14 protein-coding genes are annotated in these 14,889 nt (G+C 64.7%); 5 read left to right on the top strand and 9 right to left on the bottom strand.

Annotated elements, in window-relative coordinates; all coding sequences use genetic code 11:
* Position 1: 1 nt before the first annotated feature.
* A complete protein-coding gene (nadE, locus tag BM382_RS06175; RefSeq protein ID WP_011060765.1) occupies positions 2 to 841 on the top strand; it encodes an ammonia-dependent NAD(+) synthetase in 840 nt (279 codons plus the stop codon).
* Between the two features lie 132 nt (positions 842 to 973).
* Here the strand turns inward: nadE and BM382_RS06170 are convergent, their stop codons facing one another.
* The 8 genes from BM382_RS06170 to BM382_RS06135 form a co-directional block, all read right to left on the bottom strand.
* A complete protein-coding gene (locus BM382_RS06170; RefSeq protein ID WP_072442321.1) occupies positions 974 to 1,441 on the bottom strand; it encodes a hypothetical protein in 468 nt (155 codons plus the stop codon).
* The gene (locus BM382_RS06165; protein WP_072442319.1) at positions 1,434 to 1,844 is read right to left on the bottom strand and encodes a GFA family protein; all 411 of its coding nucleotides are present in this window, start codon (positions 1,842 to 1,844) and stop codon (positions 1,434 to 1,436) included. The genes BM382_RS06170 and BM382_RS06165 overlap by 8 nt, the downstream gene beginning before the upstream one ends.
* Positions 1,845 to 2,031: 187 nt before the next feature.
* Positions 2,032 to 2,286, bottom strand: coding sequence for a hypothetical protein (locus BM382_RS32045; protein ID WP_239690397.1), 255 nt, complete (start codon positions 2,284 to 2,286; stop codon positions 2,032 to 2,034).
* A complete protein-coding gene (locus tag BM382_RS06160) occupies positions 2,237 to 2,860 on the bottom strand; it encodes a hypothetical protein (RefSeq protein ID WP_239690396.1) in 624 nt (207 codons plus the stop codon). Before BM382_RS06160 ends, BM382_RS32045 begins: the two co-directional genes overlap by 50 nt.
* A 121-nt stretch (positions 2,861 to 2,981) precedes the next feature.
* On the bottom strand, positions 2,982 to 4,295 hold the full coding sequence (locus BM382_RS06155) for an NAD(P)/FAD-dependent oxidoreductase (protein WP_011060769.1): 1,314 nt from the start codon (positions 4,293 to 4,295) through the stop codon (positions 2,982 to 2,984).
* A 137-nt stretch (positions 4,296 to 4,432) separates the two neighbouring features.
* Complete coding sequence (locus tag BM382_RS06150; protein ID WP_053150859.1) at positions 4,433 to 5,797, bottom strand: glutamine synthetase family protein; 1,365 nt, start codon at positions 5,795 to 5,797, stop codon at positions 4,433 to 4,435.
* Positions 5,798 to 6,440: 643 nt separating this feature from the next.
* Positions 6,441 to 7,100: a methyltransferase family protein gene (locus tag BM382_RS06140; RefSeq protein WP_072442317.1), complete on the bottom strand. Its 660-nt coding sequence runs from the start codon at positions 7,098 to 7,100 to the stop codon at positions 6,441 to 6,443.
* 84 nt (positions 7,101 to 7,184) lie between these two features.
* Complete coding sequence (locus BM382_RS06135; RefSeq protein WP_072442315.1) at positions 7,185 to 8,081, bottom strand: LysR family transcriptional regulator; 897 nt, start codon at positions 8,079 to 8,081, stop codon at positions 7,185 to 7,187.
* Between the two features lie 161 nt (positions 8,082 to 8,242).
* On the opposite strand from BM382_RS06135, the gene BM382_RS06130 reads away from it, so the two are divergent.
* The 3 genes from BM382_RS06130 (at position 8,243) to BM382_RS06120 (ending at position 11,459) form a co-directional block, all read left to right on the top strand.
* A complete protein-coding gene (locus BM382_RS06130) occupies positions 8,243 to 8,884 on the top strand; it encodes a hydrolase (protein WP_015635223.1) in 642 nt (213 codons plus the stop codon).
* Positions 8,885 to 8,998: 114 nt separating this feature from the next.
* Positions 8,999 to 9,577, top strand: coding sequence for an antibiotic biosynthesis monooxygenase (locus BM382_RS06125; RefSeq protein WP_011060774.1), 579 nt, complete (start codon positions 8,999 to 9,001; stop codon positions 9,575 to 9,577).
* Between the two features lie 31 nt (positions 9,578 to 9,608).
* Entirely contained in the window at positions 9,609 to 11,459 is a 1,851-nt protein-coding gene (locus BM382_RS06120; RefSeq protein WP_019094406.1) for an amidohydrolase, read from the top strand.
* Positions 11,460 to 11,630: 171 nt separating this feature from the next.
* On the opposite strand, the gene BM382_RS06115 is transcribed toward BM382_RS06120, so the two are convergent.
* A complete protein-coding gene (locus BM382_RS06115; RefSeq protein WP_011060776.1) occupies positions 11,631 to 11,960 on the bottom strand; it encodes a hypothetical protein in 330 nt (109 codons plus the stop codon).
* A 568-nt stretch (positions 11,961 to 12,528) separates the two neighbouring features.
* Here BM382_RS06115 and BM382_RS06110 point away from each other — a divergent pair.
* A complete protein-coding gene (locus BM382_RS06110; RefSeq protein ID WP_072442313.1) occupies positions 12,529 to 14,889 on the top strand; it encodes a DNA polymerase II in 2,361 nt (786 codons plus the stop codon).

Below are 14,889 nucleotides of genomic sequence, written 5' to 3'. Positions count from 1 at the left end.
CATGAGCAATTCAACCCAAGCACGCATCGCCCGGGAACTGGGCATTGACCGGCAACTGGTTCGCGGTGGCGAGGCCGCCGAGATCGCCCGGCGTGTGGCCTTTATCCAGCAGGTACTGCGCGAGTCCGGCTGCAGCACCCTGGTACTGGGTATCAGTGGCGGGGTGGATTCCCTGACCGCCGGCCGCCTGTGCCAGTTGGCGGTGGAGCAGATGCGCGCCGCGGGGCAGGAGGCCCGTTTCATCGCCATGCGCCTGCCTTATCGGCAACAGGCGGATGAAAGTGATGCCCAGGCTTGCCTGGACTTCATAGGCCCCGACGCGGTGAGCACTTGCAACATTGCCGACAGCGTCGAGGGCCTGATGAACCAGGTGCGGATCGACGGCCTGCAGCCTTCGCCGGCCCTCACGGACTTCGTCAAGGGCAACGTCAAGGCCCGGGCGCGGATGCTGGCCCAGTACGCGGTGGCCAACTTCAGCAACGGCCTGGTGGTGGGCACCGACCACGGCGCCGAGGCCCTGATGGGTTTCTTCACCAAGTACGGCGACGGCGCCTGCGACCTGGCCCCGCTGTCGGGGCTGACCAAGACCCAGGTGCGGCTGCTGGCCGAGGCCCTCGGCGCGCCAGGGCATCTGGTGTACAAGGCGCCCACCGCGGACCTGGAGGAACTGGCGCCGGGCAAGCTGGACGAAACGGCTTATGGTTGCAGCTACGCAGAAATTGACGCTTACCTGATGGGCGAGCCCGTTACCGACGCGGTGCGCCAGTTGATCGAGCGTGCCTACCTGCGCACTGCCCACAAACGCGCCTTGCCACGGACCCCGGCGATAGCTGGCCTGTAGCAACGGACTTGTGTTGTCCGCCGAATCGCCTTCGCCGGCAAGCCGGCTCCTACAGGCAGCGCTGCACTCAATACCGTAGGAGCCAGCTTGCTGGCGAAGGGGCCCGGAGCAGCACCGCCACCCTTTGAGCGTTCAATCCGGCCATCTGCGCAACGCCTCACGGCATTCTTCGGTCAGCTCCGGCATATGCTCCCGTACCTGCGACCAACCCAATATCTCCAGCGCCTCGCGGGCGCCTTCTCGCAGCGGTCGCCATTGCGGGTGTTCGAAGCCGTTGTCTTCCAGGGTCAGGCCGTAAGCTTCCCGGCACAGTGCTTCACAGCCGCTTAACAGTGCTTGCAAGCGCGGCAGCAAGTGCGGCGCCAGATGCAGCGGAAACTGCTTCACAAAACCAGCGAGATAGTCCAGATAGCCAGACCACAGATTGCACTCGGCACAGCAACCGACCTCCACCCGTTGTCGCTTGGCGTCCAGGGCGAGAAATTCCAGGGCCACGCCCAGTTCTCCCAACAGGATGATCCTTCGGTATTCGTCCTGGCCGTACCAGGTCCAGACGTTCGAGGCGAGGGGGGAGGTGCAGCGCGACGGTGCTTCACTCATGCTGTCCGCCTTTATCCTGCGTTGTCGGTGCGGGCTGCCAGCCCTCGGGCCAGCGGTCGCTGAACGAATGGCTGTGCGGCATCAGCGCCGGGTCGCGGTTGTCATCGAAGCAGCCCAGGAGCAAGGCAATGGTCGGCTGATCATCGATGGCCCCCAGGGAGCTGCCGCAAGCCCGGCAAAAGGCCCGGCTCGAATAGTCCGACGACCTGAAGGTCGCCGGTGCGCCGCCAGGGCCGGTCCAGGTCACCCGTTCTCGGGGGAATTCGACCCACGCCAGCGTCAGCGCGCCACTGTGGCGCTGGCACAGTTTGCACGAGCAGGTATGGGGATTGGCGGCAGGCCCCTGGGCCTCGAAGCGAATCTGCCCGCACAGGCAGCCGCCCTGGTACAACGCTTGGTTCATGGCTGGGTCTCTGGACATGCGGCGCTGATGGCCGGTGGGCGAATCTACCACGGCCAACGTGCTTTCAAGGCACGACTAATGGCTGATCGAACGCTGTGGCCGCGGAGTCGTGTGTGATCCACAGACTTTCTTCGGAGTTTTTTTGCCCCAAGCCGCGGCTCGGATCGCTTTCACGGGGCAACGGGGGTTATTGACCGAACCCCGGCGCTGCCTCTTCGACCTTTCTTTTGTACTGCACCTTGGCCTGGTCGGGGTTGCAGGACAGCAGGGCATCGACCTGGACAAAACCCTTGGACAGCACCTGCCTTTCTCGCCACAGGTTGCCGCACGCGCCGAATACCCCGGCGCTGAGCAGCCAGCCCAGGGCGAACCCGTGGTGGCCGGCGCCTGTATCAGGGATCAGCAGGATCAGGCCCAGGGCAGCCAGGGTGAGGCCGGTCACCCAGTACAGGCTGACGCAGTACGACCAGAGTACGGTGAGAAAGCAGGCGGCAAAATTGAAGCCGATGGCCACGGCTTCCAGTTCGCCCCGGGGGGGTGCGATAGCGGCGGTTGAGCTTCAACTGGGTGTCGCCACTGAAGAAGCTGCAGGCCGAGGTCTGGATTCGCAACCAATGCTTGCCAAAGCTGTATTCGATATAGGGCTTGCCGCCGTTCCGAACCCAGCGGCGGTCGAAGTAGCCTTCCAGTTGCTCCACCTTCACGCCCGTGATGTCAGTCCTGGGTTGCGCCTGGGCGTTGAGCCACTTGGCGGTGCACCAGCCACCGACCATCAGGCAGAGGAAGGTGCACAGGATGACCTTGGCAAACAGCGGGCCATCCAGCAGGCAGATGAGGATGAGGCAGGGGAGCAGCAGGATGCCCGAGAGGACGCAGGTGGTTTCAACATCGGCCTTCCAGGCGCGGGTCAGGTCTTGATTGATGCGGTCGATTCTTTCCTGGTCGAGGACTCGGATAACGGTGGTCTCGCTGGGCCCAAGCCTCAGGCTTGGGCGGGTCTTTACAAGACGAAGCACAGGGACCGCCCGCGGGTTCGGGGCGGTCCATGCCTTCGAGGGGCGGGCAGACTACTGAACAAAGGGCCGGCTCATCAAGCTTTGCTGGCTCCTCGGCTGCCGCCCGACTCGCGTCGTGCCCTCAGCGCAGTTTCTCCAGCATCTGGTAGTACCACATGCCCGCCGCCAGCATCGGGTTGCCCAACTGGTCGCCGAAGGGCACGCGGATGTGCTGGCAGGCGGCGAAGGTGTCGTAGTGGCCGAGGTGGCCGGTCAGGGCCTGGGCCATGATCTCGCCCATGATATGGGTGGTGGCCACGCCGTGCCCGGAGTAGCCCTGGCAGTACCAGACGTTGTCCGAGAGCTTGCCCAGTTGCGGGATGCGGTTGATCACGATGCCCATGGCGCAGCTCCACTGGAAATCGATGCCTACGCCCTTGAGCGCGGGGAAGGTGCGTTCGATGCACGGGCGTAGTTCGCCGGCGATGTCCCGCGAGTCCTTGCCGCTGTAGTTGGCGCCGCCGCCGAACAGCAGGCGGCCGTCGGCGGTCATGCGGTAGTAGTCGAGCACGAAGCGGCAGTCGTAGACCGCCAGGTCCTCGGGGTTGAGGCGCTTGGCCAGGTCGCCCAGGGGCTCGGTGGTGACGATGCCGCCCATGGCGGGGAAGATCTTGCCCTTGAGTTTCTTCGGTTCCAGCTTGTGGTACACATCGCCCGCCAGCAGCACTTGCCGGGCGTCGATGCGGCCCTGGGCAGTGACCACCGCCGGGCGCTCGCCGTGGATGATCTCCAGCACTTCGCTGTGTTCGAAAATCAGCGCCCCCAGGCTTTCGGCAGCCCTGGCTTCGCCAATGCACAGGTTCAACGGATGCAGGTGCAGGTTGCGGGTGTTCTTGATGGCGCCGTGGTAGAGCTCGCTTTCCAGCAACCCGCGGACCTGGGCCCGGTCCAGCAGGCTGACCTCGTCGCCCATGCCGCGGCGCACCGCTTCTTCGTAGTCGGCGCGCAGGCCCGGCAGGTGGCTGGGCTTGTAGGCCGCGTGCAGGTGGCCGTGCTTGAGGTCGCAGGCAATGGCGTATTTTTCTACTCGCTGCTGGATGATCTGGTGCCCGCGCCAGCGCAGGTGCCAGATGAAATCGTCCACTTCCTCGCCCAGGTGGCGGCGCATCTGCTTGCGCATGGCTTCATCGCCGGAGAGGCTACCGGTGACCTGGCCGCCATTGCGCCCGGTGGCGCCCCAGCCGATCTTGTGGCTTTCGACGATGGCGACTTTCAGGCCGCGCTCGGCCAGTTCCACCGCGCTGGCGACGCCGGTGAAGCCGCCGCCGATGATCACCACATCCACTTGATGAGTGCCTTGCAGGGTCGGGTAGTGGGTTTCCTGGTTCAGGGTGGCGCTGTAGTAGCTGGGGCAGCGCTCGGCTGCCGGGGTCCGCGGATCGAAGGCGGCTGTCATGGATAGAACCTCGTAAAAAAGTGAGCCGGGCCGCTGCGGGCAGGCAGCGGCCAGGGCTTTGAAATCGGTCGATGGGCCGGCGGGTCCGGCACGCAATGGATGCGCCTGAGCCCTGCGCGGCAGATCGGCAACGGACCTCAGGCCTGGGTCAGGTACCAGCGCCAGTCCTGCTCGCCGACTTCGGCCATGAACTGGCGGTACTCGGCACGCTTGACCGCCAGGTACACACCGAGGAACTCGGAGCCCAGGGCATCCCGTGCCCAGGCCGATTGCTCCAGGGCCACCAGCGAGGTCAGCCAGTCGGTGGGCAGCAGTTCGGTGGCCTGGGCGTAGCCATTGCCCTGTACCGGCTCGCCGGGGTCGAGGTTTTCCCGCAGGCCGCGATGGATGCCGGCGAGAATCGCCGCCGCTGCCAGGTAGGGGTTGGCGTCGGCACCGCAGATGCGGTGCTCGATGTGCCGGCTATTGGCCGGGCCGCCGGGCACCCGCAGGCTCACGGTGCGGTTGTCGACGCCCCAGGTGGGGGCCAGGGGCGCGTAGCTGTTGCTCTGGAAACGCCGGTAGGAGTTGGCGTTGGGGCAGAACAGCAGCAGCGACTCCAGCAGGGACGCGAGCATGCCGCCCACCGCCTGGCGCAACAGCGGGGTGCCGGCCGGGTCTTGGCTGGCGAACAGGTTGCGGCCCGCGGCGTCGGCGATGCTCACGTGCATGTGCATGCCGGTGCCGGCCAGGTGATCGAAAGGCTTGGCCATGAAGGTGGCCTGCATCCCGTGCTTGTGGGCCACGGCTTTGACCAGGCGCTTGTAGCGCACGGCCTGGTCCATGGCTTCCAGGGCGTCGCCGTGTTCCAGGGTGATCTCCACTTGCCCGGGGGCGTATTCGGAGATCGCCGTGCGCGCCGGAATGCCTTGCAGCTTGCAGGCGGCGTAGAGGTCGGCGAGGAACGGTTCGATCTGCTCCAGCTCGCGCAGGCCGTAGACCTGGGTGCTGCGCGGGCGACCGCCGTCGGCATCCAGCGCCGGTTGCGGCCGGCCGTTGCCGTCGCGCTTGGCGTCCAGCAGGTAGAACTCCAGCTCGCAGGCCATCACCGGGTGGTAACCCTCGGCCTTGAGGCCGTCGATCACCTTGATCAGCAGGTGGCGCGGGTCGGCGATGCTGGCGGGCAGGCCCTCCTGCGGGTGCATGCTGACCTGCACCGCGGCGGTAGGGATCTGCCGCCAGGGCAGGCGTACCAGGCTGCCGGCCAGGGGGTAGGCACGGCAGTCGATATCGCCCACATCCCAGACCAGGCCGGAGTTCTCCACGTCGTCGCCGTTGAGGGTCAGGCCAAGGATGGTGCTGGGCAGGGGCCGGCCGCTTTCGTACACCGCCAGCAGTTCTTCGCGGTGCAACAGCTTGCCCCGGGGCACGCCGTTGGCGTCGAGAATGAACAGCTCGATCATGTCGATATCGGGGTTGGCGGCGAGGAAACTCCGGGCTTCGTCTAGGGCTGCAAAATTCATGTTTGGACTCGCTTGGCGCCCGTGGGGCGCGCAGGTTTTCAGGTCCTGCAACGACGCCGCGCACGGGCCGGTTGCAAGGGCAGAAATCAGGTCTGGAAGGGACCACGCAGAAGCGCGATCAGGCCAGCGGCGAGTGATCCGGAGGGCGTGAGGAATGGCGCAGGCGGGAACGGCACAGGGCCATGGGCAGGTTGACCAGAAGCTTCATGGGCAGGGCCTGTCCAGGAAGAGAAAACCGATGACGCCAGCGCGCACCTCATGCACCTCACAAGGGCGTTGGGCAGGGTGCAGCGGGGAGTGGCAGGGCAGTGCGATACGAGCGTCGACAAGCGTACCACCGCCAAGGCGCGGGGCCGTGGAGCGGGTGCAGGCCAATCCGTGGAACGGGCTCTGGGGATGCATCTGCCGGGTGATCTCGCTGTCGAGTTCGGGGTGATTATTCTTGGTTTACACCGGGCGCTGGAGGATGCGAACTGCTGTGGCGAGCCTCCAGGGCGGATCAATACTGCAAGAAAGCGCAGGCCAATGTAAGGGGGGTAAAGGGCGCAAGCCCCTTGGCGAGAGGCTTGCGTTCATGATGAAAGCCACGTGCTAGAGCGGCACGTCCTGGCTGCCAGGCGTGTCTGATTTTTTTTACAGAGCCTTAGTACAGGCCCGGCAGCAGGCGCCAGCTGCGGGCGCGATAGGCCTCGTATTCCTCGCCGAAATGCTTGAGCAACAAGGCCTCCTCGGCATGAATCCGCGCGATCAGCGGGACCAGGGTCAGTGCTGCCAGCAACAACCCCAGCCCCGAGCGAAACGCCAGGGCCCAACCCAGGGCATTCACCAGCAGGCCCAGGTAGCTGGGGTTGCGCAGGTGGCGGTAGAGGCCGTCCACCACCAGGTGGTGGTTGGGCTGGATCGCCACCAGCCCGCTGAAGCGCCGGCCGAGGATGAACACCGGCCACAGCCGCAGCCCGCCGCCGAGGATGAACAGCAAGGCCCCGAGCCAGCGCAGGCCTTCGCCGCCGAAGGTGCAGAAATCGATGCGGTCGCTGTAGGCCGGGACGAAGCCGCTCAACAGGCCGATCACCCCGAACACCGGCAGCACCCAGCGGTTGCCCTGGTCTTCCTGCTCGCCGCTGCTCAGGTTGACTTCGCTGTACAGCGCGGCGACCACCATCAGCAGGGTGGCGATGGCGATCAGGGTCAACTGTGGATGGCCGAAGAAGGCGGAGAAACCGCCCATGCCCCAGATCGCCAGGCCCAGGTAGGCGAGGGCACCGAGGATGCTGGAAACGGCCAGCCTGAGGGAGATTTTCATGATGCGCTGCGCCAGTAGCGGGAACCTGTGTTGAGTGTAGGAGCCCGCCTGCGGGTGAAGGCGTACGTTCGTCCGCTGCAAGGTTCAGCCCGCGGTTTTCTGGGTCAGGTGCCCCGCCAGAAAGTCGATGAAGGCCCGGGTTTTCTGCGGCACCCGCCGCGCCGAGGGGTAGACCACGTTGATGCTGATGGGCGGCGCCTGCCATTCACAGAGCACCGGCACCAGGCGCCCGGCCGCCAGGGCGTCCTCGACGATGAAATCCGGCAGCAGGGCGATGCCCATGCCGGCCTCGGCGGCCTGGGCCAGCAGGTCGCCGTTGTTGGCATGCAGCGGCCCGGTGACATGCACCCGCTGCACGTCACTGCCGTTGCTCAATTGCAGGCTGACGCCGCTTTGCAGGTAGCCATAGTTCAGGCACTGGTGGCTGCTCAAGTCCTTGGGCTGGCGCGGGATGCCGGCCCGGGCCAGGTAGGCGGGAGACGCCACCATGATCCGCGGTGCCGGTGCCAGCTGGCGGGCCACCATGGACGAGTCCGGCAGGCTGGCAATGCGCAGGGTGACATCGAAGCCGCCGCGCAGCGGGTCCACCTGCTGGTCGCTGAGCACCAGTTGCAATTCGATCAGCGGATGCTGTTCGTGGAACAGCGGCACCAGCGGCCCGAGCCGACGCAGACCGAAGGACATCGGTGCATTGACTCGCAGCACTCCGCGCAACTCGGCGATGCCATCGCGCGCGCGCTGTTCGGCTTCGTCCACCGTGGCCAGCACTTCCCGAACGCTTTCGTAGTACTCGGCACCGGCTTCGGTCAGGCGCAGGCTGCGGGTGGTGCGTTGCAGCAGTTGCACGCCGATGGCTTCTTCCAGTGCCTGGATCTGTTTGCTGACCTTGGAGCGGGGCACGTCCATGGCGCGGGCGGCTGCGGCAAAGCCGTTTTCGTCGACGGTGACGACGAAGGCGCGCATGCATTCGATACGGTCCATGATTGTCCCTTTTTTAGAATCAATGATTCTCAATTTTAGGTAATTGTTCCTTTTTCGGCCAGGCCCTAGATTAGCCACCAAGCCGGACGCCACGGGGCGCAAGCAGCGCCATCAGCCGGTCATGTTCGACCCTCACTCTCTGACTGCAAAAGGAACGCGCCATGTCCATTCGTGAATTGCTCAACCCGACCAACTCCGCCCTGATCCTCATCGACCACCAGCCGCAGATGGCCTTCGGCGTGCAATCGATCGATCGCCAGACCCTGAAGAACAACACCGTGGCCCTGGCCAAGGCGGCCAGGATCTTCAACGTGCCGAGCATCCTCACCTCGGTGGAGACCGAAAGCTTCAGCGGCTACATCTGGCCGGAACTGCTGGCGGTGTTTCCCGGCCAGCAGCCCATCGAGCGCACGTCGATGAACTCCTGGGAAGACCGCAAGCTGGTGGACGCGGTGAAGGCCACCGGGCGCAAGAAACTGGTGATGGCGGCGCTGTGGACCGAGGTCTGTCTGACCTTCCCGGCGCTGGAGGCCATGGCCGAAGGTTACGAGGTGTACATAGTAACCGACGCCTCCGGCGGCACCAGCCAGGAGGCCCACGACATGGCCGTGCAGCGGATGATCCAGGCCGGCGCGGTACCGGTGACCTGGCAGCAGGTGCTGCTGGAGTACCAGCGCGACTGGGCGCACAAGGACAGCTACGACGCGGTCATGGGCCTGGTACTGGAACACAGTGGTGCCTACGGCATGGGCGTGGACTACGCCTACAGCATGGTGCACAAGGCCCCGCAACGTCAGCTGTAGGCGCCGCCTGGCCGGCGAATGCGATCGCACCGACCGCTTCGCTGGCAAGCCAGCGCTTACGGGCCTTAACTGTGATGCGCAAATGCATCTCCTCGCAGACCCTGGAGCCTTCTGATGAACATCGAACTCACCGACGGTGTCGTGACCCTGCTGGTCCGTCACCGGATCAAGCAGGGCCAGGATCAGGCCTATGAAACCTGGCTGCGGCAGATCATCGCCAAGGCTCGCAGCTATCCGGGGCACCTGGGCATCGACGTGGTGCGTGGCCACAGCGGCGGCCTCGGGTTGTTCACCAGCGTGCTGCGCTTTGCCAGCACCGAACAGTTGCAGCACTGGCTGGATTCCGCCGACCGCCGCGAGCTGGTGCAACAGGCCCAGCACCTGCTGGCCGACGGTGACCAGACCGAAATCAACGCCGATCGCGAATTCTGGTTTACCCCTCAGGACGGCGGCGCACCGACCCCGCCACCGCGCTGGAAACAGGCGTGTGTGACCTTCCTGGTGATCCTGCCGCTGAGCTTCCTGGTGCCGCAATTGTGGAAGCCGCTGTTCGCCCAACTGCCCTGGCTTGGCGGCTATGTGCCGGCCACGGTGCTGATCACCCTGAGCATCGTGCTGCTGGTGGTCTACGTCTTCATGCCCCGGGTCACGCGCCTGTTCAGCCGCTGGCTGCAGCCACGCAGTGCGGCCTGATTCCTTCCCGACCTTCGTTTGGAGCAATGCCATGAAACCCGATGCAATTGCCGATCTGATTCTGTTCAACGGCCGCCTGCACACCGTGGACCGGGCCAAACCCCGGGCCAGCGCGGTGGCAATCAAGGACGGGCGCTTCATCGCCGTGGGCAATGATGCCCAGGCCATGGCCCTGCGCGGCGCCGGCACCCAGGTCATCGACCTCATGGGGCGCACGGTGATCCCCGGGCTCAACGATTCGCACCTGCACCTGATCCGCGGCGGCCTGAACTACAACCTGGAACTGCGCTGGGAGGGCGTACCGTCCCTGGCCGATGCCCTGCGCCTGCTCAAGGAACAGGCCCTGCGCACCCCGGCGCCGCAGTGGGTACGGGTGGTGGGCGGCTGGAACGAATTCCAGTTTGCCGAGAAACGCATGCCGACCCTGGAAGAACTGAACCAGGCGGCGCCGGATACCCCGGTGTTCGTCCTGCACCTGTATGACCGCGCCTTGCTCAACCGCGCCGCGCTGCGAGTGGTGGGCTACGACCGCAACACGCCGAACCCGCCGGGGGGCGAGATCGTCCGCGATGGCAACGGCAACCCCACCGGCATGCTGATCGCCCGCCCTAATGCGATGATTCTGTACGCGACCCTGGCCAAGGGGCCCAAGCTGCCGTTGGAGTACCAGGTCAACTCCACCCGCCAGTTCATGCGCGAGCTCAACCGCCTGGGGGTCACCAGCGCCATCGATGCCGGCGGCGGCTTCCAGAACTACCCCGACGACTATCAGGTGATCAACCAGTTGGCGGCCCAGCAGCAACTGACCGTGCGCATCGCCTACAACCTGTTCACCCAGAAGCCCAAGGAGGAACTGGCGGACTTCAAGCACTGGACCTCCAGCGTCACCTACGGCCAGGGCGACGACTTCCTGCGGCACAACGGGGCAGGGGAGATGCTGGTGTTTTCCGCTGCGGATTTCGAGGACTTCCTCGAACCGCGTCCCGACCTGCCGCAGAGCATGGAGCAGGAGCTGGAACCGGTGGTGCGCCACCTGGTGGAGCAACGCTGGCCGTTCCGCCTGCACGCCACCTACGATGAATCCATCTCGCGGATGCTCGATGTGTTCGAGAAGGTCGACCGCGACATTCCCTTCAACGGCCTGCCGTGGTTCTTCGATCATGCGGAAACCATCAGCCCGAAGAACATCGAACGGGTGAGGGCCCTGGGCGGCGGCATCGCGATCCAGGACCGCATGGCCTTCCAGGGCGAGTACTTCGTCGAGCGCTACGGCGCCAAGGCCGCCGAAATGACCCCGCCGATCCAGCGAATGCTCGCCGAAGGCATTCCGGTGGGCGCCGGCACCGACGCCACCCGAGTCTCCAGCTACAACCCCTGGACCTCGCTGTACTGGATGGTCAGCGGCCGGACTGTCGGCGGGCTGGAGCTGTACCCCCAGGGCCTGAGCCGCGATACCGCGCTGGAGCTCTACACCCACGGCAGCGCCTGGTTCTCCTCGGAACAGGGCAAGAAGGGCCAGATCAAGGTCGGGCAACTGGCGGACCTGGTGGCCCTGTCGGCGGACTACTTCAGCGTCGAGGAAGAGGCGATCAAGTGGATCGAGTCCCTGCTCACCGTAGTGGATGGCAAGGTGGTGCATGCCGCCGGTGACTTCGAAAAACTGGCCCCACCGAGCCTGCCGGTGACCCCGGACTGGTCGCCGGTGGCCAAGGTGCCTGGGCATTGGAAGCCCGGCGCACCGTTGCAGAACCAGGTGCACCAGTGCAGCGGCCCGTGCGCAGTGCATGCCCACGGGCACCAGAAAGCGCGCATGTCCAATGTACCGGTGAGTGACTTCCAGGGGTTCTGGGGGGCGTTTGGGTGTTCGTGTTTTGCGTTCTGAGTTGTAGGAGCTGGCTTGCCAGCGAAGGCGGTTTCAAGGCTAACACCGCTTTCGCCGGCAAGCCGGCTCCTACGGGTTTGAAATTGGCTTCAATAAAAATGGGCGCTCATGAAGAGCGCCCATTCAATTGTTTAAACAACTAGTTGGTGATTAACGAATTGATCGCGTTACTTAGCAGAACCGATCAATAACCCGAACTTCCGATTTATCCCGCAGCGATTGCCATTCGGCTTTCAGGGTCTCAAGGACCCGGCCGATGAAGTCCTTGTCGGCGGCGGCTTTCTTGCCGACGTAGCCCTGGCCGCGGCGGTACATCTTCAGGCGGGCCGCGAGGTCCCGGTTGTTCTGGTCGAACTCTGCTTCATGGCTATGGGGCGACAGGCAGTCGATATGCACTTGGCCCGACTTGGCGATCCACAGGATGTGGCTGTCGTGGCTGTCTTTCTGTGCGGCGAACATACGTGCCAATTCATCAATAGTGGGTTGATTATTAAGATTCATTTGTAGCCCCCTTGACCATTTATCGATCTATCTAAGTTGATTCGCTAATTCATCTTGCTACGTCGGTAAGTTGAACCCTGATACCGGAAACAGGGCGACAGAGGGTGTCTGTCGGATACAGATAAGGCCCAGAGCCTGATGCGTGTAGTTGCCTTGATTAACTGCTACGCAATAGCGTCACAACGAAGAGAAGCAGCGTAAACCTGGATGAAGCTGCCGACATTCCCACCATCGGCCACAAGCATCTTGAAGAGTTTTCGCCGGCTTCCCGTCTTGGTACTGGACGGTCAATGCCAGGTCAGTTTCATCAATCTGCCTTGTGGGCAGTACACATCCGGGTCACAGCTCGGCGGTCAGACGAGCTTGCTCATAACACCTTTGCCTCGTCCCCCGATCGGGGAGACGTCTGCATCATGCAAGGCCGAAATCCTCTCGTCAACGGTTTTGTAGTGAAAATTTTCTGGCACTACATATTGTCTGACAAAAGCCGAAAAGCCATCATCCGGCCCCCCCAACGCAGGGCTGGGCAGGTAGAATCGGCGCCTTGAAATGTTCTGAGGTTGCAGCGGTGGATGTACAACAAGGCTTCGTCCTGACCCGGCACTGGCGCGATACGCCGGCGGGCACGCAAGTCGATTTCTGGCTGGCCACCGACCAGGGGCCGCGCCAGATCCGCCTGCCGTTGCAGACTTCCGTGGCCTTCGTCCCGGCGGCGCAGCGGGCCCAGGCCGAGCGCTTGCTGACCGACGACCCGGATGTGCAACTGCGCCCCTTGCAGCTGCGTGACTTCCACCAGCGTCCGGTGTTGGGCCTGTACTGCCCGCAGCACAATCAGCTGATGCGCCTGGAGAAGACCTTGCGGCGCGCCGGGGTCGAGGTGTTCGAAGCCGATGTGCGGCCGCCCGAGCGCTACCTGATGGAGCGCTTCATCACCGCGCCGGTGTCCTTCGGCGGCCAGCCCGGCCCCGATGGCTTGCTGCTGGAGGCGCAGATGAAGCCGGCGCCAAACTACCGGCCGAGCCTCAAGCTGGTGTCCCTGGACATCGAGACCAGCGAGCGCGGCGAGTTGTATTCCATTGCCCTGGAAGGTTGCGGCCAGCGCCAGGTGTACATGCTCGGCAAGGCCCGGGACGACGACAGTGCGGTGGATTTCGACCTGGAGTTCTGCGCCAGCCGCGAGCAGTTGCTGGAGAGGCTCAACCAGTGGCTGGCCGAGCATGACCCCGACGCGATCATCGGCTGGAACCTGGTGCAGTTCGACCTGCGCGTACTCCACGAACATGCCCGGCGCCTGGCGGTGCCGCTGCGCCTGGGGCGTGGTGGCGAGGAAATGCAGTGGCGCGAGCACGGCAGCCGTACCCACTATTTCGCCTCGGCCGCCGGCCGCTTGATCATCGATGGCATCGAGGCATTGCGTTCGGCGACCTGGAGCTTCCCTTCCTTCAGCCTGGAAAACGTCGCCCAGACCCTGCTGGGGGAGGGCAAGTCGATCGACAACCCCTACCAGCGCATGGACGAGATCAACCGCATGTTCGCCGAGGACAAGCCGGCCCTGGCCCGCTACAACCTCAAGGACTGCGAGCTGGTGACGCGGATCTTCGCCAAGACCGAGTTGCTGACCTTTCTTCTGGAACGGGCCACGGTCACCGGCCTGCCCGCCGACCGCAGCGGCGGTTCGGTGGCGGCCTTTACCCACCTGTACATGCCGCTGATGCATCGCCAGGGCTTTGTCGCCCCCAACCTGGGCGAGCTGCCGCCCCAGGCCAGCCCCGGCGGTTTCGTCATGGATTCGCGTCCCGGCCTCTACGAGTCGGTGCTGGTGCTGGACTACAAGAGCCTGTACCCGTCGATCATCCGCAGCTTCCTGATCGACCCGGTGGGGCTGGTGGAAGGCCTGCGCCAACCGGACGAGCAGCATTCGGTAGCGGGCTTTCGCGGCGCGCGTTTCTCCCGCACCCGGCATTGCCTGCCGTCGATCGTGACCCGGGTCGCCGAGGGCCGGGAAGTGGCCAAACGCGAGCACAATGCGCCGCTGTCCCAGGCGTTGAAGATCATCATGAACGCCTTCTACGGCGTGCTGGGTTCCAGCGGTTGTCGCTTCTTCGACCCGCGCCTGGCGTCCTCCATCACCCTGCGTGGCCACGAGATCATGGCCCGCACCCGGCAACTGATCGAGGCCCAGGGGCATCAGGTGATCTACGGCGACACCGATTCCACCTTCGTCTGGCTCGGCGGCCTGCATGACGAGGAACAGGCAGGCCTGATCGGCCGTGCCCTGGTGGCCCACGTCAACCAGTGGTGGCGTGATCACCTGCAGCAGCAATACGGCCTGGAAAGCGCCCTGGAGTTGCAGTTCGAAACCCACTACAAACGCTTTCTGATGCCCACCATCCGTGGCGCCGAGGAGGGCAGCAAGAAGCGCTACGCCGGCCTGGTGCAGCGCGCCGATGGCAGCCAGGAGATGGTCTACAAGGGCCTGGAGACGGTGCGCACCGACTGGTCGCCCCTGGCCCGGGAATTCCAGCAGGAGCTGTACCAGCGCATCTTCCACCGCCAGCCCTACCAGGACTATGTGCGCGACTACGTGCAACGCACCCTGGCCGGGCAACTGGATGACCTGTTGATCTACCGCAAGCGCCTGCGCCGGCCCCTGGACGACTACGAGCGCAACGTGCCGCCCCATGTCCGCGCGGCGCGCCTGGCGGACGAATACAACCGCGAGCAGGGCCGCCCGCTGCAGTACCAGAACGGCGGCTGGATCAGCTACGTCATCACCCTGGCCGGCCCCGAGCCCCTGGAAAACCGCCGCGCGGCCATCGACTACGAGCACTACCTGACCCGCCAGTTGCAACCGGTGGCGGACGCCATCCTGCCGTTCGTGCAGGACGATTTCAGCACCCTGGTGGGTGGGCAGATGGGCCTGTTCTGA

Origin of the sequence: Pseudomonas sp. NFPP25 (assembly GCF_900116505.1) — a bacterium.
GTDB lineage: Bacteria > Pseudomonadota > Gammaproteobacteria > Pseudomonadales > Pseudomonadaceae > Aquipseudomonas > Aquipseudomonas protegens.
This window is presented reverse-complemented; position numbering and strand designations above follow the sequence as displayed.

Bases quoted from the DNA above. Each gene is read 5' to 3' on its own strand.
- BM382_RS06135 (WP_072442315.1), bottom strand. From the start codon at position 8,081: ATGGACCGTATCGAATGCATGCGCGCCTTCGTCGTCACCGTCGACGAA.
- BM382_RS06150 (WP_053150859.1), bottom strand. From the start codon at position 5,797: ATGAATTTTGCAGCCCTAGACGAAGCCCGGAGTTTCCTCGCCGCCAAC.
- nadE (WP_011060765.1), top strand. From the start codon at position 2: ATGAGCAATTCAACCCAAGCACGCATCGCCCGGGAACTGGGCATTGAC.
- BM382_RS06155 (WP_011060769.1), bottom strand. From the start codon at position 4,295: ATGACAGCCGCCTTCGATCCGCGGACCCCGGCAGCCGAGCGCTGCCCC.
- BM382_RS06140 (WP_072442317.1), bottom strand. From the start codon at position 7,100: ATGAAAATCTCCCTCAGGCTGGCCGTTTCCAGCATCCTCGGTGCCCTC.
- BM382_RS06125 (WP_011060774.1), top strand. From the start codon at position 8,999: ATGAACATCGAACTCACCGACGGTGTCGTGACCCTGCTGGTCCGTCAC.
- BM382_RS06130 (WP_015635223.1), top strand. From the start codon at position 8,243: ATGTCCATTCGTGAATTGCTCAACCCGACCAACTCCGCCCTGATCCTC.
- BM382_RS06120 (WP_019094406.1), top strand. From the start codon at position 9,609: ATGAAACCCGATGCAATTGCCGATCTGATTCTGTTCAACGGCCGCCTG.
- BM382_RS06170 (WP_072442321.1), bottom strand. From the start codon at position 1,441: ATGAGTGAAGCACCGTCGCGCTGCACCTCCCCCCTCGCCTCGAACGTC.
- BM382_RS06165 (WP_072442319.1), bottom strand. From the start codon at position 1,844: ATGAACCAAGCGTTGTACCAGGGCGGCTGCCTGTGCGGGCAGATTCGC.
- BM382_RS06115 (WP_011060776.1), bottom strand. From the start codon at position 11,960: ATGAATCTTAATAATCAACCCACTATTGATGAATTGGCACGTATGTTC.